Here is a 21,785-nt window from a genome sequence, read left to right as displayed (position 1 = left end):
AAGAATCTTATCTATCATCCTTTCCCTTAAGTCATAGCTGATTTTGGTGGATACCTTCACCAGAAGGAAGCTCTGCAGATAAGAGAAAACTGAGCTGATAACGTATAGGATAACCACAACTGTCAAAAGATGGAACAGCGTATCGAAATCGATTGAGCCTGTATGGTGGATAATATTGTTTATTCCGTCGAATATTGTTGTTGTTGCCCTGCCTATAAGCAATGGGGCAATGGTCGTAAACACGGTGGAAATGACTGCACATACTACAGTCAGTATTAATCTAATCTTATGATCTTTCAGAAGACCTAAAATGTTTTTAATTGCTTTTTTGTTGTCTACAGGTTTTTCCGGAGGTTTTCTTTTAAGTGGTCTTGGACTCATGATAACGCCTCCATACTGTCAATCTGTATATTGACGATTTCTCTGTAGATTTCACAGCTTTCAATCAGTTTTTCCCCTGTCGACAATCTCTCCATTGTCTATTACAAGTATCTCATCGGCATCCATGATTGTTGAAATCCTTTGGGACACGATTAATATTGATGAATCCTTTAGATTTTTCAGGTTCTCTTTTATCCTGCGCTCGGTATTCATGTCCAGTGCTGAAAAGCAATCATCAAACAAATAAAAATCATGAGAGTCTATAATTGCTCTGGCTATTGATAAACGTTGTTTTTGCCCTCCTGAAAAGTTTGAGCCGCCCTGAGTAACTTCTTCATTTAAATCCTCAACAAAATCGACCTGTGCAAGTTCAAGCGCCTTTTCAATATCCTCATCGCTTGCATCGCTTTTACCGATTTTCATATTGGATTTCACATCACCCTGGAATAGAATCGCCTTTTGAGGAGTAAATGAAATCTTGTCCCTCAAAGCTTTCAAATTGAAATTTTTAATATTTTTGCCGTCAATTAGGATTTCACCGGAGCTTGGATCCTGAAGACGGGGGATCAAATTGAGGATTGTGGATTTTCCGCTGCCTGTTCCTCCAATTATTGCAGTGGTCTTTCCAGGCTTTAAAGTAAAATTAATGTCCTTTAATGTTTCCTTTTCGCTTCCGGGATATCTGTATGAAACATTTCTGAACTCGATTGTAGGATTGGAGGATATTTCATCTAAACCTCCATCGGTGATTGTGATTTCAGTGTTCAGGACTTCGCTTATACGCCTTCCTGAAACAAGGATTCTTGGCAGGATTATCATGAAGGCACCAATCATTAAAAATGAGGTTACAATCTGTGTTGAATATTGGATGAATGCGATTATGTCTCCTGTCAGCACTCCTCCGTTCAATGCATCATATGCTCCATAATAGAGTATTAAAACAACCATCAGATTCATAATCAGTGTCATTAAAGGAATCATTATTAATAGGATTTTGAACACGTAGATATTGACATCGTAAAATTCCTGGTTGACCTTTTGGAATTTGTCCGCTTCGAAATCCTGCCTTACGAATGCTTTAATGACGGGTATTCCAATCAGAATTTCCCTTGTGGTCTTGTTTATTCTGTCGATTATTTCCTGTGTAATCTTGAAGTAAGGAAGTACTTTCACTGTAACGATTATTAAAAGCAGTGCCACTGCAATGAAATTCACCAATATAATCCATGACAGGTCTGTCTGAAGTTCAAAAACCTTGATTATGCTTCCGATTCCAAGCAATGGTGCAAAGATAAGTGTCATGAATATCATTCCCAAAACACTTTGAAGCTGGTTTACGTCATTGGTGGACCTTGTAATTAATGAAGAACGTGAAATCTCATTCAGCTCATGATTTGAGAATTTCAAAACCTTTTCGTAAATGATTTTCCTCAAATCCTTTGCATAGCCTGAAGCCACTCTGCTTGAAAAATAGGACACCCCGACAGTTGCAAGGGCAGAAATCGCCACCATCAAAAGCATCATAATTCCGGTATCTATGATAAACTGGAAATTGGTATTTTGAATGCCGACATTAACAATCTCCGCTGTGTATTGGGACCTGTATAAGTAGGAAGATGAAAATAAAAACTATCTGAGGTATTTTGTTTTTCATCGGTTTTAACAGTTTCTTCATAATTGTCTTAAATATATTTATTCGAATTTATTATTATAATTATAGTTTTCAAAATAAATTCAATTAAATTCCGTTAGGAAGGTAAGATTCGCAAAATGAGTTTATTTTTTTATATAATTAATTTTAATGGTTTTAATTAGTATAAAACGATGCAAATGAGTGCTTACATTCGAAAATCTTTATATACTTCGTTTTTAATATAATTAATTGTCTTTCAGAAGCAATTTTTAAAAAATAAATTTGCTTCTTATGATTTCCAATAATTATCTATGGGGTGACAACAATGAACTTTAAAAAAATATTTTTTCGCATTAATAGTAACAACACTTTTAATTGGAAGTGCTTGTGCTGCAAACGTAAATGACTTTAGAGTAGATGGATACAACAGTTTCGGTTGGAAAGGAATCATTGTTGCATTGATTGTTATTTCCGGAACATATCTTGGATCTGCAACAATTGCAAACATTACCTTGTTTTTAACCGGTATGATTTAATTCAATTTTTTCTTTTTTTCTTTTTTTTGGGTTATAAGGTTATCATGTCCTCTATTTGATTCTTTCTTCAGTTTTAAACCACTCTTCAGATTTGGCTGGAAGTCTTGTGAATATCACTGAGAAGATTATCAATAATGCCACGAGCACAGTTACAACTATCATGGATTCTGTGGTTTTAAGGGCAAGCAGTTCTTTAAGTCCTCCAAACCAGATTATAACCAATAGGAATGGAATGAGATATTTGACATGCCATAGCCACCATTTTCCGAGCTTGAACACTTTGCTTCTTTTGTTCATAAAGTCAATTAATTTTTCAGCTTTGAATACCCAAGCAAATAGGATGCACTCTACAAATACTGAAAATATGATGAGAATATTATTTATGAACACGTCCACAATTCCAAGTATGTATCCTCCCGCTGAGGTGGCATAAATCATAGAGGCTAAAGCTCCAATCAAACATAGTATTTTTGTGGCTTTGCGTCTTGTAAGGTTAAATTTGTTTTGAATGGAAATTGAAAGCACTTCAAATGAGGAAAGCATGCTGGTAATTCCGGCAATGTAAACTGTAAAGAAAAACATTGGGCCTAAAATAAAACCAATTGTTCCCAAAATGTTGAATACTTGAGGATATGCCACGAAAATAAGGGTTGTTCCCTGTGAAACGATTTCAGAAACTGGAATTCCTGATTGAAGGGACATGTATCCCAATATTGAGAAGACTCCCAATGCTGAGAAGTTTTCGAAAGCGCAATTCGCAATGATGACATATAATCCTGATGAAACCAAATCAACGTTGTCTTCAGTATAGCTTGCATAGGTGAATCCTGCACCCATTCCAAGACTCAATGAAAAGAAGATTTGTCCAAATGCCGCCATCCATATGTTGAAATTCCATAGAAGTGACCAGTTAGGATTGAACAGCTCTGCAAGACCAATATATGCTCCTGGCAGGGTCAAAGAAAATATGACGATAACAATCATCACTACAAATAATAAGGGTACAAATATTTTGCAGACTTTTCCCAAACCTTCATCAAGGTTCCTGCGGGATATGATCCAAATGAAAAACCATCCGATAAGCATGAAAACGGCAATGAATGGGATGAAGTTGGAAAGGCCGCTTAATGAATTGGTTGCCTGAAGCAGATTAACATTTAAATAGGTATTCGGGTCTGTTCCCCATCCCTTGAAAAAGCTCAGGAACAGATATATTCCGTCCCATCCGATGATTGTGGAATAGTAGATGGTCATTAGAAATATGCCAACCGGCAAAAGCCAGCCGTAAATTTCCAATTTAGGTTTGAGCTTGATAATGGCTTTTGTAAATGAGGATTGGTAGTTATAACCGACTCCATACTCTAAAATTAAAAGTGGAATGGCTAATGTTATGATGGCAACCAGATAGGGAATGTAAAATGTTCCGCCTCCATTTGAGTAAAGAACATACGGATATCTCCAAATGTTTCCCAATCCGACAGCAGATCCTATCATTGCAAGAACAAATGCAATATTGCTTCCCCATTTATTTTCATTTGCCATTTAATACCACCAATTTTTTCATTGATTATATTATATTGTTAGAAATATATATTGATTTGTATGGGGGGGGTCATTGATTTTGATATTTGAGTTCAATCGTATGTTAATTTGCCATGGGGTCGAATCCAAAGACTTTCTTGGCAAGCCAAAATCCTATTGGATAAACGATAATGTTTATTAATAGATATGCAGTTACCCATCTCAATGGCCACAAATAGAACAGCAAATCCACAGGCAGACCCATCGGCAAACCGAAAATTGCTGCCATTATAAAGCTCATCATAAAGCTTATGAAAAATGCTGCAGGATTCCAAAGACCCATTCCATCCCTGTCAGGATTGAAATTGAATACCTTTTCGGCCAATCCAAAGCCTATCGGATAGATGATGATGTTGATTAGCAGGTATGCTGTCACCCATCTCAATGGCCACATATACAGGCACAAATCAGGTTCAAGTCCTTGAAGGCCCATGAGTGATGGAACAAACATTCCAAATATTACTGCCATTACCATACTCATTATCAGGCTTATGAAAAATGCTGCAGGGTTCCAAAGTTTCATTTTTCACCTCCTTTTTTTCTTCTTTTAATTAATGAATCTGAAGTTTAAATATGTTTTGGTTTTTCTTACAAACCAACAGGGAGTGATTAATCAGACAGATGAGGATTCCTATATGTAATTATGCTGATTCATACTTTCATTAGCACAGGGTTTCTTAAAATCAATTCACTTTTCATCGCTACTATTTGATTGTTCACAGTTTCACTTAACAATGATTTGCCATTATTTTAAAAAATTAAAACATTGAATAATTTTTAGAATATCTAATTATTCTATTGTTTATTTTTTACATATTTTTTTATAATTAAAATTCATTAAATAAGGCTAACTTATGATAGGAATTCAGTGAGGTGAAAATAATGAAAAGAATTACTATACCAATATTAGCTTTAATCCTATTGGGTCTGTTAATCCCAACTGGATTTGCAACCGATTCCAATCTTGTAATAACATATGGTGAAAGTACTTATGCAAACAATGGTTATAAATCAGTTGTTGATGCATTCTTTGTAAATCAAGCAAATGTTGATTTGAAAAATGTGGACTCAAAAGTAATCACTGCTGATCAAGTTAATCAAGTATCAAGTGGTATTACAGGCAAATCTTACTCCTCAGATCAAATATTTTCCTCTGCATTCCTTGATCTGAATGACAATGATAATCTGGAGGTAAGTGTGGACAAGTCAAAAATTACCACAATTACAGGTAACATGTACATTTCCGCATTGAAATCTGCTGGTATCACCAGTGGGCATGTTTATGTAACAAGTCCAATGGAAGCTACCGGTGAATCTGCTCTTGCAGGAATAATGAATGCTTATGAAGAAGCTACTGATGTTAAAATTCCAGAAACTGTAAAAGAAGCAGCAAATGATGAGATTTACACTCAAGCTGAAATCGTGGAAAACTCTGGTATCGATGCAGAAAAATTATCAAAATTGGTTGATGATGTAAAACAGGAGGTATCAGGCGATAATGTGACAGACCACAATACAATTGTAAATATCATTAACAATTACGTCCAGAACAACAATATAAACATTACAAATTCTGATATTGAAAACTTAGCGGACACTATTGAACAAGTGCAGAATGTTCAAGGTGATGTAAACTACTATAAAGACCAAGTCAGCGGTCTTTTGAATGATGGAAATTCAACCGGTGGTTTTTCCCTTGATGCATTATTTGACTGGATTAAATCATTAACTAATGGGAGTTAAATCCCATTAACTATTTTTTTTTAGTGCTATTTTGAAGATGATTCAAAAAACTTGAGTTTTTCTTAATTATTTAAAAATCAACCGCTTAATATATATACTAATGAACAACATAAATAAAGTCACTAACAAATTTAATTTAATTATATGAAGGTTTGATAATATGGTTAGGTTTTCACAAACTCTTGATGATGCACCATCAAGAAATCAAAAAAAATATTATGCTCGACAGGGGGAACGACAGTATTATGAAGGACGCACTGCTGATTCAAGAACAATCGATGATATTGTTTACAGTCAGTTTCCTAGACCAAAACAGGTAAAAAGATCAGTTTATAGGGATGAAAACTATGTTGAACCTGAAGCCTATGAACCGATTAATGTACTTCATGAACAGCCCCAAATTGAAAGAGAATCTATCCAACCAGATTATTCTAAACCAGAATTGACCTTCCCTGCTGACCAAAACATTCAATTTGGTGTTGAATATTCTCCAAATTCAAGACCGCCTGTTATTGGTAATAACTACACAATCCGTTCAAATTCAATCATCTACAATGATGTGGTCATCGGTGATAATTTCAGAACAGGACACAATGTGGTCATTCGTGAAAATACCAATATAGGTGATGATGTGTTGATTGGAACCAATACCGTTATTGAAGGGGACGTCATCATTGGAAATGATGTCAGCATTCAGTCTAATGTCTACATTCCAACCAATTCTGTAATTGAAGATAATGTGTTTATCGGACCTTGTGCTTGTTTTACCAATGATAAGTATCCTGTAAGAATCAATTATGAACTTCAAGGACCTAAAATCAGACGTGGAGCTTCAATTGGAGGTAATACAACATTCCTGTCCAATGTTGAAATTGGTGAAGGTTCCATTGTAGCTGCGGGAGCTATTGTCATACATTCTGTTCCACCATTCTATTTGGCTATTGGAACACCTGCACGTATCAAACCGCTTCCAGATCATTTGAAAGTTCCTAATAGATTTTAATTTTAATGGAGATTAATTATGTCTAAATATAAATGTAAGATTTGTGGATATATTTTTGATGAGGATGACATTGAAGAAGGTTTAAACATTCCTTCCGGAACCAAATTTGATGATTTGCCAAGTTCATTTAAATGTCCTAAATGCAGAATGGCAAAGTCAATGTTTGAAAAAATTGATTAATTTTATATATTACAAAAATAAATAATATTAGTAATAACAAATTAAAGGAGATTGTTAATCATGGCAAAGTTTAAATGTAAATTATGCGGTTTTGTAACCGACGAGTATGATGAACTTCCAGAAGACTTTAAATGTCCTATGTGTGGCGCAACTGCTGACATGTTTGAAAAAATCGAATAGGTTTGTTTAACATGGCTTACGTATGTAAAGTTTGTGGTTTCGTTTTAGAAGAAGACGAATTACCAGAAGATTATGTATGCCCAGTATGTGGTGTGCCTGCAGCAAATTTTGAAGAACAATAGTTCTTCATTTTTTAAATTTTTTCTAAAAACTGCTTATTTTTAAAATTAACTATTATTTTACCAGAGTATTTTCCAAATATTTTTTCTATGTCCCGATTGTCTTTTGACACGACATGATAATGCACTTTATCTGAATACTCTTTGTCAATTGCTTCAAGGGAATTGTTTCTGACTTCGGTGTCAGCTATTTTAATGTCTGAATATTCAAAAATAATTTCATAAACATCATATTCCTCAATTTCAACAATGTCCGCTTGGCCAACAGCTTCCATTACTGATTTGGAATATGCTCGAACAAGTCCTCCAGCACCAAGCTTTATTCCGCCAAAATATCTTGTAACAACTGCAGTTACATTATGAAGCTCATTTTTTCTTAAAACATTAATCATTGGCTTTCCTGCGGTTCCGCCAGGCTCTCCATCATCATCAAATCCTTCACCATCACCAACAATGTAAGCGGTACAATTGTGAGTTGCATCACTGTACTTCTGGTTTAATCTTTGAATGATCTCCTTTGATTCTTTCTTGTTTTTGGTTGGGTAAAGTCCACATATGAATTGAGATTTTTTAATGTTAATTTCGCTTTGGACCGGTTCTTTAATAGTTTTCATAGTATCAATATATTTATATATCTCATCAAACATATTAAATTTAATTAATTTAATGAAAGGTGATAATTGTGTCAAGTAGATCTGCTACAGTTTTAGTAATTTTTATCGTTGCTGTTCTTGCATTTTGTCTTGCAAGTGTATTTGCATCTATGACTGGTCCAATTTCAATTTTACCTAATCAAAGTGAATCTGGAGGAGTATTGGATAATCTTTCAGCGCTCACTGATGATAATTCAGTAGATAACAGTTATAATTATCATGATTACAATGATTATTCCGAAGACCAATCATCCAGTGATGATTCTCAAGTTGAAACAACTACTGATGATTCGTCAAGTAATTCAAATTCACATCAAAGTAGTTCTGATTCTAGTTCTACCCATAGTTCAACTTCATCTGACACTTCTTCTAGCAGTAGTTCAAGTGACGTTGAAACTACAACAGATGATTCTTCTTCCAGCAGTGGTTCAAGTAATGTTGAAACTACAACTGGATAATTATCTTTCTTTTTTTTTAGAAATCCAAGAGTTTTTCAACGTCAAAGATTACTGCATTGATTGCCAGATTGAATAGTCTGTGGCCGTATTCCTCATCGATGTAAACGCCGTTTTCTTCAACGTCTAGTGCACCCTCTTCAATGTTGGGATCATCTCGACGTGCCTGTTTGAATCCATGCAGGCCCACTTCTTCATATTCATTAACATTGGCCTGATTTTCAAGTTCATCCTCATTAACGATACCCAAAACCTTTGCCATTGACAGTTCGCCGCTGCCTCCATGAGGGCCTTCTGATGAGATTACCTTGTTGTTGAAGGTAATGGAAAGACCAGTTTTGTCTTCAATATCCCATAGTTCGGCCACCAGAGGGATGTTTCCTCCGTGTGCATTAACAATGACCACTTTCTCAATATCTAAGAATTTTTTGGCTTGGTTTAATGTATTGATGACATTTTCTTTCAATTCATCAAGGGAAACATGGACTCCGTGGTCAATTGTGTCTAATTCATATGCTGGAAATATTATTCCTAAAAATTTGGCTCCGGTTAAAAGTGATGACTGAAAAGCGATGTGGGCTCCAATTTTAGCATCAGTGTCTATTGGTAATGCAGGACCATGATTTTCCAGATGGGATCCTAATGCGATTATTCCGATTTTGTGAACTCCAGGGTCTCTGATATTTCCTGCTCTGTATCTTAGCTCTGCCATCTCATCACCTTATATTTCAAAGTTCCAGATGTCATCGCCGACGTAATGTTTGGTTTCAACGGCTTTTCCTGAATCATTTGCAACCATTTCTTCACCGCTGATTAGGCTAACTCCCATGGCCAATGGTTTTCCGTGGGTTTCATCAATGATTAGAACAATGTCTCCAGGTTCAACGCCTTCGGAAGTGTCAACAATTCCTGGGCTCATGATATCTGCACCATTGCTTACAAATCTGATGGCTCCCATGTCTACGGTAACGGTTTTTGCATCAATTTGGTTGGCAAGTGCTGCCTTAAGTGTTGGGAATGGTTTATCATCAATAATTATAATGTAAGGCTCTCCATCTACTAGAATAAATGAATTAGGTTCCGCTTCAAGTATTTCAACATTCTTTTTTCCTTGAAGTAAATCTCCATATTCTCCCAATTCTGCTTTTATCTCTTTAATTTTCTTTTTTTTCAAGAAATTTCTTTTTTTGACTTTAATTACCATGATATCCCAATATTATTTTATTGAATAATATTTTGTATTTAAAATTAATAAACTTATTTGTTAATTAAGGAATATTCGTCGCCTCTTGAAAAGACATATCTGAAATCTATTGGTTCGCCAAACTCTGCAACGCTTATCGGAGAATCTTTTTTTGCATATTTTGTTATTGTGGTTGCATTCTCATTACTTAATTTGCTGATTGCATTATTGATTATCTCAAGTTCATTCTGGCTGAATTTGAGGTTGGGTATTGTGATTAGATAATATCTGTAGATCGTTCTGTTATAATAGGGTTCTTTTCTAAAATATAGGTAATTTTTTGATATCAGCTCTTCGCTGATTTCCCTGAAATGTGCTGGCCTTATTCCTCTTTTTGATTTTATATATGTTTCATTTGTCAGAAGTTCGCCATAAAGCTCATAATAGTTGAAATCAATGAAATACAGTATGCTGCAGAGTACAGTCTTTCCAAAATTTGGCTTTTGATGGCATTGGGATAATATGTACAGTATCAGGTCGATATATTTTTCGCGATTGAATCTCATTGGTATCACGGTGATGGTTGGGTGGAAATATTTTTGTATGAGATTAGATTTAAGTAAAGTGTGAGAGCATTTGAAAAGTAATCTTAGTTAATATTAATATCAAGGATAGTTTTTTCTTATTTTTTGCCTAAATTAAGGTAACCTTTATATAGTAGGTTAGCTATATTTAATAGTATTAGTTTTAATTAGGTTTTGTCTTATCTTAACTTGATTATATTATGTCTAATAATGAGTATTATTTACTCAATTCATATTAAAAAACTAAAATTTGTAATAATATAAGGTGATATAATGAGCGGACAAAATGTTCAAAGACCACTTGACGCATTAGGAAAATCTGTGGATGCTCCTGTTTTATTAAAACTCAAAGGAGATCGTGAATTTAGAGGTATACTTAAGAGCTTTGATTTACACATGAATTTAGTTCTTAATGATGCAGAAGAGTTACAAGACGGAGAAGTAACAAGAAAACTCGGTGTTGTGCTCATTAGAGGAGACAATATTGTTTATATTTCACCATAAGTATTATTAAATACTTTTCTAGATTATATTTTTACGATAGCTTAAGGAGGTGTATCAATGTCAAAGGGAACTCCATCAATGGGTAAAAAGAATAAAAAGACCCATATCAGATGTAGAAGATGTGGTAAAAACACTTACCACGTACGTAAAAAAGTCTGTGCTTCTTGTGGATTTGGAAGATCCAGCAAATTAAGGAGATACAGCTGGCAAAATAAAAAACCAACTACTAGACAAAGATTAGTATAGGTTGGTTGAACTTTTGAAGATTATTTTAATAATCTTCTTCAAAATACTTTTTTTAATTGATGATTAAATTCAATAGAACTTTTTTTAGATAACTTTATTAACTATTTTTAATTAATTTAGTTCCAAGTATGAGAAAATGATTTCTAGGAGGTCATCAAATGACTGATTTAAATGATATTGCTCTTAAATATGATGTGGATTTAGAAAACTGTGTTGTTTTTGTAAGAGGTAATGATGATATTTTAGCTGTGGATATTTCTAATGCGGGAATTAAACAGAGGAGTGATGGTACTATGGGTTTTACTTTTTCAATTACTCCAAAACACGCATTGGCACTTGAGGAATACTTCAATAAATTCACAACTGGTGAAAAATTCTATTTTGATATTTCACAAACAGGCTATAGGCCGGTTTACTACAGAGGTTTGTCCCCAATGACTAAGGAAGTTAGTCAGGAATATGAACCAAAATTCAATATTACATTGTTTGCTCAAAAGGCAATTGTTGAACCTGAAGATTCATATTTCGCACCGACATGTGCCTGTTGCGAATTCTGCCACATTGATTAGGTTAAAATTTGAATGGGGGGAGAACTTCTATAGTTCTCCGTCTAGAGCATCCCATAGGTCTACTGCCCATCCTTGTTTTCCATCGATTACCATATCCAGTAATCTTACTTTACCATCTTTAAAGCGGAATAGCCTGTAGTCCATTTGCGGTTTTTTAGCGCTGCCCTCTTTGTTGCAGTCAAGGTAGATTCCTTCACTGTATTCTTCTTCAAAATTTCCTGCTTGTACAAAGTCTCCAACTAATGAATAACCGTTTTTAACGCTTTTATCTAATTGTTCCACGGTTTTTAACCATCCGCCTTGTGCTCTGAATTTTATATCCGGATCGATTCTTGTTATTTCTTCTTGCCAATTAATTATCATTATACCAAATCCTTTTTAATTGTAATTTGGCATTTTTTATATAAATGAAAAGTGCGAGAGCATTTGAAAAGTAATATTTATAACTATAGTTATATATACTTATATATAAGTTCACTTATATAATTAATATTGTTATTAAATATCAAGTCTGGGCTTTAAATGAATTTATTTGAGAAATTTAATATTGAAACTGATAATGAACATTTGTATGAAGTTGCATTCACACATGCTTCATATGCAACTATTCATGATTTGGATTACAATTATGAAAGATTGGAGTTTTTAGGAGATTCCGTTTTGAGTTTGATTGTATCTGAATACTTATATAAAAAATATCCTCATTATGAGGAAGGAGAATTGACTAAAAAAAGGTCAAACTATGTTTGTCAGAATGCATTGATTTATTACTCTCAAAAGTTAAAGTTGAAGGATTATCTTCGGGTTGCTGCTGAAGAATCCAATCTGACAAAAAATGAGGTAATATCCATAACTGCGGATATTTTCGAATCATTTTTGGGAGCAATATTTATAGATCAGGGCATTGAATTTGCAAAGGAATTCATTTCCCATTGGATTTTCAAATATATTGACCAGGAACGTGTGTTCTTTGAAGACTACAAATCAGCAATGAAAGAATATGGTGATGCTAACGAAGTCTCCATCGAATATCAGATATTAAAGGAATATGGCGTACCTCATGATAAAACATTTATTATGTCTTGTCTGATTGACGGTCAGGAAATGGGTGTTGGAAGAGGTAAAAATAAAAAAGAAGCTGAACAGTCAGCTGCAAAAGGCGCAATGCGTAAATTGAGGCTAGGGAGAAATTAGATGAATAAAGAATCTGTAGGTATTGTTGAGACAAAATATTTCCACATTGAAGAACCGATTGACCTAGATAGCGGTGACGTTCTAGACAAAGTTACTGTGGCCTATGAAACCTATGGCGAACTCAACAAAGAAAAATCCAATGCTATTTTAATTTGCCATGCATTAACCGGTGATGCACATGCTGCAGGATGGCATGAAGGAGATAAAAAGGCTGGTTGGTGGGAAATCGTAATTGGTCCTGGTAAAGCCCTGGATACTGAAAAATATTTCATAATCTGTTCTAATGTTTTAGGAGGATGTAAAGGAACAACCGGTCCAAGCTCAATAAATCCAAAGACAGGCAAGGAATACGGTTTGGATTTTCCTGTAATTACCATTGGCGATATGGTTAAGGTTCAAAAGAAACTTGTTGAGTCATTTGGTATCCATCAGTTGGCCGCCATTATTGGAGGTTCAATGGGGGGAATGCAAGTTCTTGAATGGATGGTTTCATATCCTACAATGATGAAAAAGGCAATTCCTATAGCAACAGCCGCAATGTCTTCTCCACAGCAAATCGCATTTAATGCAGTTGGTCGCCAATCAATATTTTCCGATCCGCATTGGAAAGGCGGAAATTACTATGAATCCGGTGTAATTCCAAGGAATGGATTGTCATTGGCCCGTATGATTGCTCACATTACCTATTTGAGTGATGAATCCATGGACATTAAATTCGGACGTGGCCTTCAGGATAAGGATGAAATCAGTTACGACTTTTCAGTTGATTTTCAGGTTGAAAGCTACCTGAAGCATCAGGGAGAAACTTTTGTCAAACGTTTTGATGCAAACAGTTACCTGTATATTACAAAAGCCGTTGATTTGTTTGACTTGTCAGTAAACGATTCACTGATTGATGGGTTCAAGGATGTTGAAGCGAAAGTTCAAGTACTTTCTGTTGATTCCGACTGGTTATATCCTACTGAACAAAGTACTGATATTGTAACTGCCCTCAATGCCAATAATGTAGATGTTTCATTCTCAGAAATAAAATCCAACTATGGACATGATGCATTTTTACTTGAAAGAGGACAGCTAAATTATCTTTTTTCAAATTTCCTTTCAGAAAGTGTTGTCGAAGACTTGATGATGGAAAACATAGCGACAATTAAGGCGGATGCTGATGTTGTTGAAGCGGCCAAATTGATGTTGGATAAGCATGTGACACATATTCCGGTTGTCACTGATGAAAACAAACTGATTGGAATTGTAACAAGCTGGGACTTATCTAAATCCATCGCTACCAATTCAAATCATCTGACTGATATCATGACAACAACAGTCAAGTATTGTAATGCCGGAGATACAATAGAGGAGATTGCTCGTCATATGCGCAAATTTGACATATCCTGTCTTCCTGTTGTTGATGAGGACATGGTCGTTTTAGGTTTGATTACAACTGATCAAATCAGTAATTTACTTAGTTAAATTACACTTTTTTTAATTTTTTTTGGGGAGATATTATTTCAAGGACTGCTAAATTTATTGATGGTGCCAAAAAGGGTATTCCGATTACATTTGGATATGTTCCAATGGGTATTGGATATGCTGCAATTGCTATAAAGGCAGGAATGACTCCTCTTGAGACCATTTCAATGTCTTTTCTTGTATATGCGGGAGCAGGCCAGATTATTGCGGCATCCATGGTTTTGAGCGGCGCAACTGCAATGGCAATCATATTGACTAATTTTGTAGTTAACTTAAGGTATTTTGTGATGTCAACTTGTGTCCTGAACCAGATTGAGGATTCCAACACTCCTTTAAACATATTGGCCGCCCATGTGACTGTTGATGAATCATTTGCAATGTTTTCATTAAGTGAAGATTCAAGCATATGGACATATCTTGGAATTGCGATAACTGCATGGCTGAGCTGGTGTTTGGGAGCGGGAATAGGAGTTGTCCTTTTGGACCTGCTTCCGGTAATTGTCACAAACAGTTTCAACATTTCATTGTATGCATTGTTTGTAGCTATTTTAACACCTGCTGTAAAGGAATCCAAACAGATTGCGCTTCTGGTATTGATAACTGCAGTTTTAAACATTGTCTTAAGTCAGTTTTTGGGCAATTGGTCTTTAATAGTTTCCACTTTGGTTGGAGCTGCAATTGGAATGTATATAGTTGATGATGAATACTTGATTTCAGGTGATGTCTGATGGATTATATGGCTGTGGTTATTTTAGGCTGTGCAGTTGTAACATTCATTCCAAGGCTGATTCCTGCATTGTTCATTGATAAGTTGGATTTTCCTCCTAAGGTGGAGAAATTCCTGAATCTAATTCCTTACACTGCTCTTGCAGCACTTATATGTCCGGGAGTTCTGACAGTTGACAATCAGTTATGGTATATAGGTCTGATAGGAGCTATTGTTGCAGCGGGACTTGCCTGGAAGAAGGTTCCCCTTGGAGCTATTGTAATATTGACTGTGGTTATTTTAATTGCAGTCTATTCAATCGTACCGTTCTTTTAATTGATTATAGGATAAAAAGGAGATTTATAATGTTTGCTAATGTTAATGTAGATTTATTTTATTTTTTCAATCATAATTTTCAAAATCCGATTTTTGATGCTATAATGCCTGTAGTAACTCATTTTGGGGGATTTAAGGTATTAGTGGTCGTGTTGATTGCTATTATATTATATGCACATCTGAAAGATAAGAAAACTCTTAAGAGAATTGGTATTTTGACATTGGTTGCATTCTTATGTTCAGATATTGTTGTAGCTATCTTAAAGCATCTGATTAGGGAACCAAGACCTTTTTTGACCTTGGATAATGTACATTTGCTGATTACGGAAAATGATCCTCTTTCATTCCCGTCAGGCCATACCTCTTCAACAGTGTCATTCGTAACATTTTTTGTGTTGAACATGAAAGAATTGGCTAAAAAACATTATAAAATAATTGATGCTGCCTTAATCCTATTTGCGGTTACCATTCCATTTTCCAGAATGTATGTTGGTGTGCACTACCCTGGCGATGTCCTGGCAGGTGCGGTAATCGGTATTTTAGGTGCATGGATTGTCAACAGGTTTAAAACACGAGTGAGAGTTTAGGTCCAAGCAGTTTTATTTTTAGGAAAATGGGTTGATAATTATATAAGTTTGATTTCTGCTTGGAACCATTTTTTGCAACAAAATCTGTTATAGATATGTTACATATGTTAAAGATGCATTACCTCATATATAAATCTTTCGTTTTTAGTTTTTTTAAAAAAATTAATTTATTTTTTCTTAAATATTAATTTTAGAATAAATATTTATTTTAATTATTAAATTTATATTAAAACTCTTTTTTATAAGATTTAATAGATTTTTAGTTTATATTTTATTTTTTCATTGGATTATATTGATTTTTATAAAAACCGTTAAATTTATATACTATGTAATGTAAGATTAACATAAGTAATTAGTTTTTAACATAATTACTGAAGTACTTAAATACTTTTTGCAAAAAATTAATTTGTGGATTACTATGAGAACCATGATTAAATATTTAAGACAGGAGCTCAAGATGAGCCAAAAAGAATTGGGTGATAAAGTTGGAGTTACCCGACAAACCATTAATGCGCTTGAAAATGGGAGGTATAATCCATCTTTATTTTTAGCTTATGAAATAACCCAGGTTTTTAATAAAATAATGTTTAAAGGAGATCGAGAAAAATACTTTGTCATGGAAGAAATATTTATCTTTGATGATGACTACTATTAGGTGATAAAAAATGATTTTAGATATATACAAAGATTCACTGGAATATTCCGCTAAGGACTGGAAAACTTTAGTGATATTAGGAGTTATTTGTTTATTCACTTTATTATTACTTCCAGCATTTCTGATTACTGGTTATAATTATAGAGTTATTAACACTGCGGTACATGGGGTTATCAACGGTAGGGACCCATTGCCTGACTTTGAAGATTTGATAAGCATGTTTGTTGATGGTGTAAAGGTTGTGATTGTTCAGATTTTGTATCTGCTCCTGCCGATTATTATCTTTTTTGTCTTTGCCGTTGTTGCAGGACAGGCAAATGGTGTTGCAGCATCCGCAATAATGATTATCGGATGTATAATGACATTTGTCGCTTTTGTCGTTGCAGAGCTGATGATTCAAATGGGAATATGTCATATGGCATATAATGATGGAGCATTCTCAAAAGCATTTGCTATAAGTGAGATAAAAGAGGTCATAGATGAAATCGGATGGTTTGAATGCATTGCAACATTATTGGGATTAATAGTCATAACTTTAGTTATTTTCTCTGTAGTTTCAATAATCATTGGAATAATATTTACAGTATTTGGTATCTCCACTGCTGTTTTAGGTATTAACCCAAGTGCAATATTCATTTTAGGCGGAATAATAAACTCACTAATTACAATGTTCCTTGTCGGACCGTACTTAAGCATATTCAATTCAAGATCAATCGGATTGTTATACACAATGCAGATATAAAGGTGATTATATGGCAAGCATTACTGACTGCGTCGTTGAAGGATTGAAATATCCTTTCAATGACATCAAAAAACTTTTAGGATTGGGAATACTATTTGTTATCTTTGATTTGATTTCAATGTGTTTTACCCTTAAAACTGTTGATGTAACCAGAATGATTGTAGACACTTTAGAAAAAACCAATGCTACTGCATCAACTTTAAGCTATTCACAGTTGCCTAATGCGGATATCTATTTGGCTATTGCGATATTAATAGTGGGATTCCTCGTATCATTGTTCATAATGGGATACCAGTATAAGGTGATTAGCTTTTCAATAAACAGGAAAGATGACCTTCCAGGATTTGGAGACATCGTGGGCATGTTTATCAAGGGAGTAAAGTATTTCCTTGTAAGCATTGTATACGCTATTCCTTCAATGATTGTGGCATTTTTAGCAATACTGGTAACAAACAACTCATCATTATGGCCAGTCATAATGATAATTTCAGTTTTATTGATGGTGGTTTCTTATTTCATCCTGATTATGGCATTGAACAATATGGTTGCACATGACAGCATTAAAAAGGCATTTGACTTTAGTGAAATAATTGGAAATATTTCAAATCTCGGTTGGGGCAAATATATTGGAACAGTCATCTTCACAGTAATCGTGTTTATGATTATTAACATGACTATTGGAATTGTCATGAGCTTTTTGACTGTAATATTTGCGGCAACTGTTAACAATCAGGCAATAGTCATATCAACAGTCATATCCATAATTGAAGCATTATTCGTAACCTCCTATTGCAGCGTATTCTTCAATAGGGTTTGCGGATTGATATATAGGGAATCAATAAAATAGTTGGAATGCTTTTAAACATTCCATTTTCTTTTTTTTTAAGTGATTTTAAAGGGAGTTTTTAACATGGTAGACTACGTTATCGAAACAAACAATCTGTCAAAAACATATTCCAGAAAGAAGGTTGTGAATTCAGTTAATATGCATGTTGAAAAAGGAAAAATATATGGTCTTTTGGGAAAAAACGGGGCCGGAAAAACCACAACAATGTGTATGCTACTGAACCTCACATATCCAAGCGCCGGAGAAATATTTCTTTTTGGAAAAGACGCTAAAAGACATTCAAATGAAATCTATTCAAAAATAGGTTCAATCATTGAAACTCCAGGATTTTACGAGAATCTGACAGCATACGAAAACTTGAAAATCATTGGAAGAATAAGAGGAGATTATGATCCTCAAAAAATTAGATTAGTTCTTGAAATGGTTAATTTGGCAGATTCGAAATCAAAAAGATTCAAGGATTTCTCATTGGGCATGAAGCAACGCTTGGGAATAGCGGCCGCTATTTTGCATAATCCTGAATTATTGATTTTGGACGAACCGATTAACGGTCTTGATCCTTTTGGAATAAAGGAAATCAGAACATTGCTTAAAAGATTGTCCCATGAGTTTGGAATAACAATTCTCATTTCATCACATATTTTGAGCGAAATTGAAAATCTTGCTGATGTCATCGGTTTTATGGACAACGGTGTTTTAATCGATGAAATCTCCCGAGATGAGTTGCATGACAGGTTAAACAAGTTTGTTGAATTTGAAGTATCCGACATTAATCTTGCGCTCAATATCTTTAAGGAATTGGGTCTTAAGGAAAGTGAGGACTATACATTTGACAACGATACAATCCGTCTCTATTCTCATCTGGGCATGAGGGACAAATTTAATGCATTGTTTGTTAAGGCAGGAATTGATGTTAAGAAAGTGAATTTGTGTGAGGAAAACTTGGAAGAGTTCTTTACAAGATTTGTTTCCAATAATTGAGGTGATTGGATGTTAACATTTATAGAGATGGAATTTTTAAAGCTTAAAAGATCAAATATCTTTCTATTGAGTTTAATGGGGGCCGTTTTACCTCCATTTCTAATGTTTATCGCAGTTGTTGCATTTGGTGAAGGCCATACTTTTGAATTGCTGTTCAATAATGTAAATATGTATATGTCAGCATTATTTGGAGTTCTGCTTTTTGCAATAATGATTTCCTACCTGTTTGGAAGGGAATACAATGAGCATACTCTTAAAACCATGTTGACCATTCCAGTATCCCGAGGAAATTTCTTGTTAAGCAAATATGTCATGTTTTTAGTTTGGATTTTGATTTTAACTGTTGTTACAAGTTTATCAACACTTGTCTTTGGTTTTATTGCCGGCCTTGATGGATTTAGCTTAAAATTATTCATTGACAGTTTTACCCAGCTTCTCTTTGCAAACGTGCTGCTGTTCTTAACATTTTCTCCATTTGTTTTCCTGTCATTGGTGATTACAAATATGGTTCCAGCAATGGTTGGAGGGGCAGGCTTGGCATTGGTGAACATTTTGATTTACGGACAGACTTGGGCGCCCTATGTTCCCTGGGTATGCCCATATTTGATTTCCTCTGGTGAAATTGTTAAATATGGTACAAGTATAACTGTATCTTATGGTGTTATCTTGGCAACTTTTGTGATTGGATTAGTTATCTCATATATCTACTTTACAAAAACGGATGTTACACTTTAACATTACTTATCAAATGCTCTCAAATGTTTTAAATATTAAAAAGTTAAAATAATAGATAGGATGTGATACTATGAACGAATTTGAAAATCAAAAATTTTGTCAATCCTGTGCAATGCCTATGGCAGATGATGAACTCTTTGGAACCAATGCAGATGGCAGCAAAAATGAAGACTACTGCATATACTGCTTTAAGGATGGAGAATTCACATCAGACATGTCAATGGATGAAATGATGAATTTCTGCATTGATAAGATGGTTGAAGTTCACCCTGAATTTGACAAAGAGCAGGCAAGCGCAATGATGAAAGATGTATTTCCTAAATTAAAAAGATGGGCTAATGATTAGATTGGCTCATGTTATTTTCTTTTTTTAAATTTTAAGTATTATTAATTTCATAACATTATATCATGTGTTCAATAGTAGGCCTTCAAGGTAACGTAAAAGCGGATGATATTGTTAAGATGTTGAAAACCTCAAAAAACAGAGGCCCTGACTCATCAGGTCTTTTTTTGGATAAGATTTATACTGATATCGATTTGGATGAATTCAGTGATGATAATGAGTATTCAATAGCTTTTGGCCATAACTTGCTTTCAATTTATGATTTGAACGATAGGGTATCTGAACCGCAGCCGGTAAGCAATGGCAATCTTACATTGGTTTTCAATGGTGAAATCTACAATTTCAAGACAATAACCAACCTGCTTTCAAGGGTGGGTGTTCAAAAGGAGATATTGTCCGATGCCGAAGCGCTGCTTTATCTGATTGACTGCTACAATAAGGATGACCTCATAAAGGCCATCCAGATGGCAACCAGATTGGCCGATGGCGATTATGCATTTGCAGTCTGGGATGGTGAAAACCTGGCTCTTGCACGTGATCCTCTTGGAGTGAAGCCGCTGTTCTATGCACAAAATGATGATTTGAAGGGATTTGCATCCTCAAAACAATCTTTAAAAGAAGTTGGATTTGATGAAATTGAAACCTTAAAGCCTGAACATATCCTATTTAACTGGAATGATATAGCTCCGGCACAGCCGATATATGAAAAGGTCTTTGAAGGTGATGTAGCTAAAATAGACAAGATGTTAAAGTTAAGCGTTTCCAAAAGAATCGATGGATTAAGCGAGGTCGGCGTAATATTTTCGGGAGGTCTTGACAGTTCATATATTGCACTGCTTTTAAAGGAGATTTCCGAAAACATTCCCCTGAAGATCACTCTTTATGCAGTTGGTGCTGAAGGCTCAAAGGATGTTGAAGCCGCAATCTATGCATCAAAATTCCTAAATCTTGAATTGAAAATCTGTGAAGTAACCGAGGACATGCTTCGCGAAGCTTTGCCTGAAGTTGTCAGAGCAATTGGTGATGATAACCTGATGAAAGTGGGTGTTGGTCTTACAACTTATCTTGCAACAAAGATGGTTGCTGAAGACGGTTTGAAGGTGGCATTTTCCGGTCAGGGTGCCGATGAGCTGTTTGGAGGATACAAACGCTATCTGCAAAGTTTTGTTGACGGAACACTCAACTATGATTTGAGGGTGGATATGTCAAACATGTATCACGTTAATCTTGAAAGGGATGATGCATGCTCAATGCTTAACGCCGTTGAATTGAGACTGCCATTCTTGGATAAGAACCTGGTGGAATTGGTTTTAAACATTCCTGATAACAAAAAGATAGTTTCTATGCATGACGATATGAGGAAAAGCATCCTGAGAAAATTGGCCTTTGAAGAGGGTCTTGACTATGAGATAGCCTACAGGCCTAAAAAGGCGGCCCAATATGGAACAGGAATCGACAAGATATTGAGGAAGAAGATTATTAAGGGCACTGACATTTCTCAATATTTATAATATCTTTTAACTTATTTTTTTTAAATTATTATTTTATCTTTAAAATGCAAGAATACCACAACTTCTGCAAGTTGTGGATGAATTGCACTATGGGGTGTACTGTCTTTTTTAATTAATTTTATTGTGTTTTA

The 21,785-nt window shown here is 34.7% G+C and carries 30 protein-coding genes and 1 pseudogene; 21 read left to right on the top strand and 10 right to left on the bottom strand.

Features of this window, described 5'->3' with window-relative positions; genetic code table 11:
• The 5 genes and pseudogenes from QZN27_RS04690 to QZN27_RS04670 form a co-directional block, all read right to left on the bottom strand.
• On the bottom strand, positions 1-381 hold a 381-nt coding region (locus QZN27_RS04690), incomplete at its 3' end, for an ABC transporter transmembrane domain-containing protein (protein ID WP_296784330.1).
• 60 nt (positions 382-441) lie between these two features.
• The gene (locus tag QZN27_RS04685) at positions 442-1,200 is read right to left on the bottom strand and encodes an ABC transporter ATP-binding protein (RefSeq protein WP_296784339.1); all 759 of its coding nucleotides are present in this window, start codon (positions 1,198-1,200) and stop codon (positions 442-444) included.
• 33 nt (positions 1,201-1,233) lie between these two features.
• A pseudogene (locus tag QZN27_RS04680) lies at positions 1,234-1,968 on the bottom strand (ABC transporter permease); the annotation flags it as partial.
• A 633-nt stretch (positions 1,969-2,601) separates the two neighbouring features.
• The gene (locus QZN27_RS04675) at positions 2,602-4,092 is read right to left on the bottom strand and encodes a sodium-dependent transporter (RefSeq protein WP_296784326.1); all 1,491 of its coding nucleotides are present in this window, start codon (positions 4,090-4,092) and stop codon (positions 2,602-2,604) included.
• A gap of 103 nt (positions 4,093-4,195) precedes the next feature.
• Positions 4,196-4,654 (bottom strand): hypothetical protein, encoded by a 459-nt coding sequence (locus QZN27_RS04670; protein ID WP_296784323.1) that lies wholly within the window; start codon positions 4,652-4,654, stop codon positions 4,196-4,198.
• A gap of 359 nt (positions 4,655-5,013) precedes the next feature.
• Between QZN27_RS04670 and QZN27_RS04665 the strand changes: the two genes are divergently transcribed.
• The 5 genes from QZN27_RS04665 to QZN27_RS04645 all read left to right on the top strand — a co-directional run bounded on the left by QZN27_RS04665 (position 5,014) and on the right by QZN27_RS04645 (position 7,359).
• Positions 5,014-5,874 carry a DUF1002 domain-containing protein gene (locus QZN27_RS04665; protein ID WP_296784321.1) on the top strand — a complete coding sequence of 287 codons (861 nt, stop codon included), beginning with the start codon at positions 5,014-5,016 and terminating at the stop codon, positions 5,872-5,874.
• Positions 5,875-6,289: 415 nt separating this feature from the next.
• A complete protein-coding gene (locus tag QZN27_RS04660) occupies positions 6,290-6,877 on the top strand; it encodes an acyltransferase (RefSeq protein ID WP_296784336.1) in 588 nt (195 codons plus the stop codon).
• Positions 6,878-6,895: 18 nt separating this feature from the next.
• On the top strand, positions 6,896-7,057 hold the full coding sequence (locus QZN27_RS04655) for a rubredoxin (protein ID WP_296784318.1): 162 nt from the start codon (positions 6,896-6,898) through the stop codon (positions 7,055-7,057).
• 60 nt (positions 7,058-7,117) lie between these two features.
• Positions 7,118-7,237, top strand: coding sequence for a rubredoxin-like domain-containing protein (locus QZN27_RS04650; RefSeq protein ID WP_296784317.1), 120 nt, complete (start codon positions 7,118-7,120; stop codon positions 7,235-7,237).
• Positions 7,238-7,248: 11 nt separating this feature from the next.
• Positions 7,249-7,359, top strand: a complete 111-nt coding sequence (locus tag QZN27_RS04645; RefSeq protein WP_287412285.1) for a rubredoxin-like domain-containing protein — start codon at positions 7,249-7,251, stop codon at positions 7,357-7,359.
• Between the two features lie 11 nt (positions 7,360-7,370).
• On the opposite strand, the gene QZN27_RS04640 is transcribed toward QZN27_RS04645, so the two are convergent.
• Complete coding sequence (locus QZN27_RS04640) at positions 7,371-7,970, bottom strand: YigZ family protein (protein WP_296784314.1); 600 nt, start codon at positions 7,968-7,970, stop codon at positions 7,371-7,373.
• Between the two features lie 68 nt (positions 7,971-8,038).
• Here QZN27_RS04640 and QZN27_RS04635 point away from each other — a divergent pair, with 68 nt between their 5' ends.
• Positions 8,039-8,467: a hypothetical protein gene (locus QZN27_RS04635; RefSeq protein ID WP_296784312.1), complete on the top strand. Its 429-nt coding sequence runs from the start codon at positions 8,039-8,041 to the stop codon at positions 8,465-8,467.
• 16 nt (positions 8,468-8,483) lie between these two features.
• Here the strand turns inward: QZN27_RS04635 and arfB are convergent, their stop codons facing one another.
• Genes arfB through QZN27_RS04620 form a run of 3 tightly spaced genes read right to left on the bottom strand, consistent with a single transcriptional unit; the run spans position 8,484 to position 10,213 of the window.
• The gene (gene arfB, locus QZN27_RS04630; protein ID WP_296784310.1) at positions 8,484-9,176 is read right to left on the bottom strand and encodes a 2-amino-5-formylamino-6-ribosylaminopyrimidin-4(3H)-one 5'-monophosphate deformylase; all 693 of its coding nucleotides are present in this window, start codon (positions 9,174-9,176) and stop codon (positions 8,484-8,486) included.
• A 9-nt stretch (positions 9,177-9,185) separates the two neighbouring features.
• Positions 9,186-9,668 (bottom strand): RNA-binding protein, encoded by a 483-nt coding sequence (locus QZN27_RS04625; protein WP_296784308.1) that lies wholly within the window; start codon positions 9,666-9,668, stop codon positions 9,186-9,188.
• A 53-nt stretch (positions 9,669-9,721) separates the two neighbouring features.
• Positions 9,722-10,213, bottom strand: coding sequence for a type II toxin-antitoxin system antitoxin SocA domain-containing protein (locus QZN27_RS04620; protein WP_296784304.1), 492 nt, complete (start codon positions 10,211-10,213; stop codon positions 9,722-9,724).
• Between the two features lie 291 nt (positions 10,214-10,504).
• Here QZN27_RS04620 and QZN27_RS04615 point away from each other — a divergent pair, with 291 nt between their 5' ends.
• The 3 genes from QZN27_RS04615 to QZN27_RS04605 all read left to right on the top strand — a co-directional run bounded on the left by QZN27_RS04615 (position 10,505) and on the right by QZN27_RS04605 (position 11,550).
• Positions 10,505-10,735 carry an LSm family protein gene (locus QZN27_RS04615; RefSeq protein WP_292884787.1) on the top strand — a complete coding sequence of 77 codons (231 nt, stop codon included), beginning with the start codon at positions 10,505-10,507 and terminating at the stop codon, positions 10,733-10,735.
• A gap of 57 nt (positions 10,736-10,792) precedes the next feature.
• Positions 10,793-10,981: a 50S ribosomal protein L37e gene (locus QZN27_RS04610; protein ID WP_296784301.1), complete on the top strand. Its 189-nt coding sequence runs from the start codon at positions 10,793-10,795 to the stop codon at positions 10,979-10,981.
• A 158-nt stretch (positions 10,982-11,139) separates the two neighbouring features.
• On the top strand, positions 11,140-11,550 hold the full coding sequence (locus tag QZN27_RS04605; protein WP_296784298.1) for a hypothetical protein: 411 nt from the start codon (positions 11,140-11,142) through the stop codon (positions 11,548-11,550).
• A gap of 27 nt (positions 11,551-11,577) precedes the next feature.
• Here QZN27_RS04605 and QZN27_RS04600 read toward each other — a convergent pair whose 3' ends face one another.
• Complete coding sequence (locus QZN27_RS04600) at positions 11,578-11,913, bottom strand: hypothetical protein (protein ID WP_296784295.1); 336 nt, start codon at positions 11,911-11,913, stop codon at positions 11,578-11,580.
• Between the two features lie 159 nt (positions 11,914-12,072).
• On the opposite strand from QZN27_RS04600, the gene rnc reads away from it, so the two are divergent.
• The 12 genes from rnc (at position 12,073) to QZN27_RS04540 (ending at position 21,654) form a co-directional block, all read left to right on the top strand.
• A complete protein-coding gene (gene rnc, locus QZN27_RS04595; protein WP_296784290.1) occupies positions 12,073-12,744 on the top strand; it encodes a ribonuclease III in 672 nt (223 codons plus the stop codon).
• Positions 12,745-14,211 (top strand): homoserine O-acetyltransferase, encoded by a 1,467-nt coding sequence (locus tag QZN27_RS04590; RefSeq protein WP_296784287.1) that lies wholly within the window; start codon positions 12,745-12,747, stop codon positions 14,209-14,211.
• Between the two features lie 32 nt (positions 14,212-14,243).
• The gene (locus tag QZN27_RS04585) at positions 14,244-14,939 is read left to right on the top strand and encodes an AzlC family ABC transporter permease (RefSeq protein ID WP_366208982.1); all 696 of its coding nucleotides are present in this window, start codon (positions 14,244-14,246) and stop codon (positions 14,937-14,939) included.
• A complete protein-coding gene (locus QZN27_RS04580; protein WP_296784285.1) occupies positions 14,939-15,253 on the top strand; it encodes an AzlD domain-containing protein in 315 nt (104 codons plus the stop codon). Before QZN27_RS04585 ends, QZN27_RS04580 begins: the two co-directional genes overlap by 1 nt.
• 104 nt (positions 15,254-15,357) lie before the next feature.
• Positions 15,358-15,840 carry a phosphatase PAP2 family protein gene (locus QZN27_RS04575; RefSeq protein ID WP_296784284.1) on the top strand — a complete coding sequence of 161 codons (483 nt, stop codon included), beginning with the start codon at positions 15,358-15,360 and terminating at the stop codon, positions 15,838-15,840.
• Between the two features lie 418 nt (positions 15,841-16,258).
• Entirely contained in the window at positions 16,259-16,495 is a 237-nt protein-coding gene (locus QZN27_RS04570; RefSeq protein ID WP_296784281.1) for a helix-turn-helix transcriptional regulator, read from the top strand.
• 10 nt (positions 16,496-16,505) lie between these two features.
• The gene (locus tag QZN27_RS04565; RefSeq protein ID WP_296784278.1) at positions 16,506-17,237 is read left to right on the top strand and encodes a DUF4013 domain-containing protein; all 732 of its coding nucleotides are present in this window, start codon (positions 16,506-16,508) and stop codon (positions 17,235-17,237) included.
• A 10-nt stretch (positions 17,238-17,247) separates the two neighbouring features.
• Positions 17,248-18,084 carry a DUF4013 domain-containing protein gene (locus QZN27_RS04560; protein WP_296784275.1) on the top strand — a complete coding sequence of 279 codons (837 nt, stop codon included), beginning with the start codon at positions 17,248-17,250 and terminating at the stop codon, positions 18,082-18,084.
• 63 nt (positions 18,085-18,147) lie between these two features.
• Positions 18,148-19,065 carry an ABC transporter ATP-binding protein gene (locus QZN27_RS04555; RefSeq protein ID WP_296784271.1) on the top strand — a complete coding sequence of 306 codons (918 nt, stop codon included), beginning with the start codon at positions 18,148-18,150 and terminating at the stop codon, positions 19,063-19,065.
• A 9-nt stretch (positions 19,066-19,074) separates the two neighbouring features.
• Positions 19,075-19,800, top strand: a complete 726-nt coding sequence (locus QZN27_RS04550; RefSeq protein WP_296784268.1) for an ABC transporter permease — start codon at positions 19,075-19,077, stop codon at positions 19,798-19,800.
• Between the two features lie 70 nt (positions 19,801-19,870).
• Positions 19,871-20,146, top strand: a complete 276-nt coding sequence (locus QZN27_RS04545) for a zinc ribbon domain-containing protein (RefSeq protein WP_296784266.1) — start codon at positions 19,871-19,873, stop codon at positions 20,144-20,146.
• 62 nt (positions 20,147-20,208) lie between these two features.
• A complete protein-coding gene (locus QZN27_RS04540; RefSeq protein ID WP_296784263.1) occupies positions 20,209-21,654 on the top strand; it encodes an asparagine synthetase B in 1,446 nt (481 codons plus the stop codon).
• Positions 21,655-21,785 lie beyond the last annotated feature (131 nt).

Source organism: uncultured Methanobrevibacter sp. (assembly GCF_900316895.1).
Taxonomy (GTDB): Archaea; Methanobacteriota; Methanobacteria; order Methanobacteriales; family Methanobacteriaceae; genus Methanocatella.
Note: the sequence above shows the minus strand (reverse complement) of the source record. Positions and strands in the feature narration are given on the sequence as shown.

Coding starts and splice junctions, on each gene's coding strand:
- QZN27_RS04640 (WP_296784314.1), bottom strand. CDS start 7,970: ATGAAAACTATTAAAGAACCGGTCCAAAGCGAAATTAACATTAAAAAA.
- QZN27_RS04645 (WP_287412285.1), top strand. CDS start 7,249: ATGGCTTACGTATGTAAAGTTTGTGGTTTCGTTTTAGAAGAAGACGAA.
- QZN27_RS04655 (WP_296784318.1), top strand. CDS start 6,896: ATGTCTAAATATAAATGTAAGATTTGTGGATATATTTTTGATGAGGAT.
- QZN27_RS04560 (WP_296784275.1), top strand. CDS start 17,248: ATGGCAAGCATTACTGACTGCGTCGTTGAAGGATTGAAATATCCTTTC.
- QZN27_RS04605 (WP_296784298.1), top strand. CDS start 11,140: ATGACTGATTTAAATGATATTGCTCTTAAATATGATGTGGATTTAGAA.
- QZN27_RS04665 (WP_296784321.1), top strand. CDS start 5,014: ATGAAAAGAATTACTATACCAATATTAGCTTTAATCCTATTGGGTCTG.
- arfB (WP_296784310.1), bottom strand. CDS start 9,176: ATGGCAGAGCTAAGATACAGAGCAGGAAATATCAGAGACCCTGGAGTT.
- QZN27_RS04600 (WP_296784295.1), bottom strand. CDS start 11,913: ATGATAATTAATTGGCAAGAAGAAATAACAAGAATCGATCCGGATATA.
- QZN27_RS04565 (WP_296784278.1), top strand. CDS start 16,506: ATGATTTTAGATATATACAAAGATTCACTGGAATATTCCGCTAAGGAC.
- QZN27_RS04545 (WP_296784266.1), top strand. CDS start 19,871: ATGAACGAATTTGAAAATCAAAAATTTTGTCAATCCTGTGCAATGCCT.
- QZN27_RS04575 (WP_296784284.1), top strand. CDS start 15,358: ATGCCTGTAGTAACTCATTTTGGGGGATTTAAGGTATTAGTGGTCGTG.
- QZN27_RS04650 (WP_296784317.1), top strand. CDS start 7,118: ATGGCAAAGTTTAAATGTAAATTATGCGGTTTTGTAACCGACGAGTAT.
- QZN27_RS04580 (WP_296784285.1), top strand. CDS start 14,939: ATGGATTATATGGCTGTGGTTATTTTAGGCTGTGCAGTTGTAACATTC.
- QZN27_RS04570 (WP_296784281.1), top strand. CDS start 16,259: ATGAGAACCATGATTAAATATTTAAGACAGGAGCTCAAGATGAGCCAA.
- QZN27_RS04620 (WP_296784304.1), bottom strand. CDS start 10,213: ATGAGATTCAATCGCGAAAAATATATCGACCTGATACTGTACATATTA.
- QZN27_RS04610 (WP_296784301.1), top strand. CDS start 10,793: ATGTCAAAGGGAACTCCATCAATGGGTAAAAAGAATAAAAAGACCCAT.
- QZN27_RS04675 (WP_296784326.1), bottom strand. CDS start 4,092: ATGGCAAATGAAAATAAATGGGGAAGCAATATTGCATTTGTTCTTGCA.
- QZN27_RS04615 (WP_292884787.1), top strand. CDS start 10,505: ATGAGCGGACAAAATGTTCAAAGACCACTTGACGCATTAGGAAAATCT.
- rnc (WP_296784290.1), top strand. CDS start 12,073: ATGAATTTATTTGAGAAATTTAATATTGAAACTGATAATGAACATTTG.
- QZN27_RS04555 (WP_296784271.1), top strand. CDS start 18,148: ATGGTAGACTACGTTATCGAAACAAACAATCTGTCAAAAACATATTCC.
- QZN27_RS04670 (WP_296784323.1), bottom strand. CDS start 4,654: ATGAAACTTTGGAACCCTGCAGCATTTTTCATAAGCCTGATAATGAGT.
- QZN27_RS04590 (WP_296784287.1), top strand. CDS start 12,745: ATGAATAAAGAATCTGTAGGTATTGTTGAGACAAAATATTTCCACATT.
- QZN27_RS04625 (WP_296784308.1), bottom strand. CDS start 9,668: ATGGTAATTAAAGTCAAAAAAAGAAATTTCTTGAAAAAAAAGAAAATT.
- QZN27_RS04685 (WP_296784339.1), bottom strand. CDS start 1,200: ATGATAATCCTGCCAAGAATCCTTGTTTCAGGAAGGCGTATAAGCGAA.
- QZN27_RS04540 (WP_296784263.1), top strand. CDS start 20,209: ATGTGTTCAATAGTAGGCCTTCAAGGTAACGTAAAAGCGGATGATATT.
- QZN27_RS04550 (WP_296784268.1), top strand. CDS start 19,075: ATGTTAACATTTATAGAGATGGAATTTTTAAAGCTTAAAAGATCAAAT.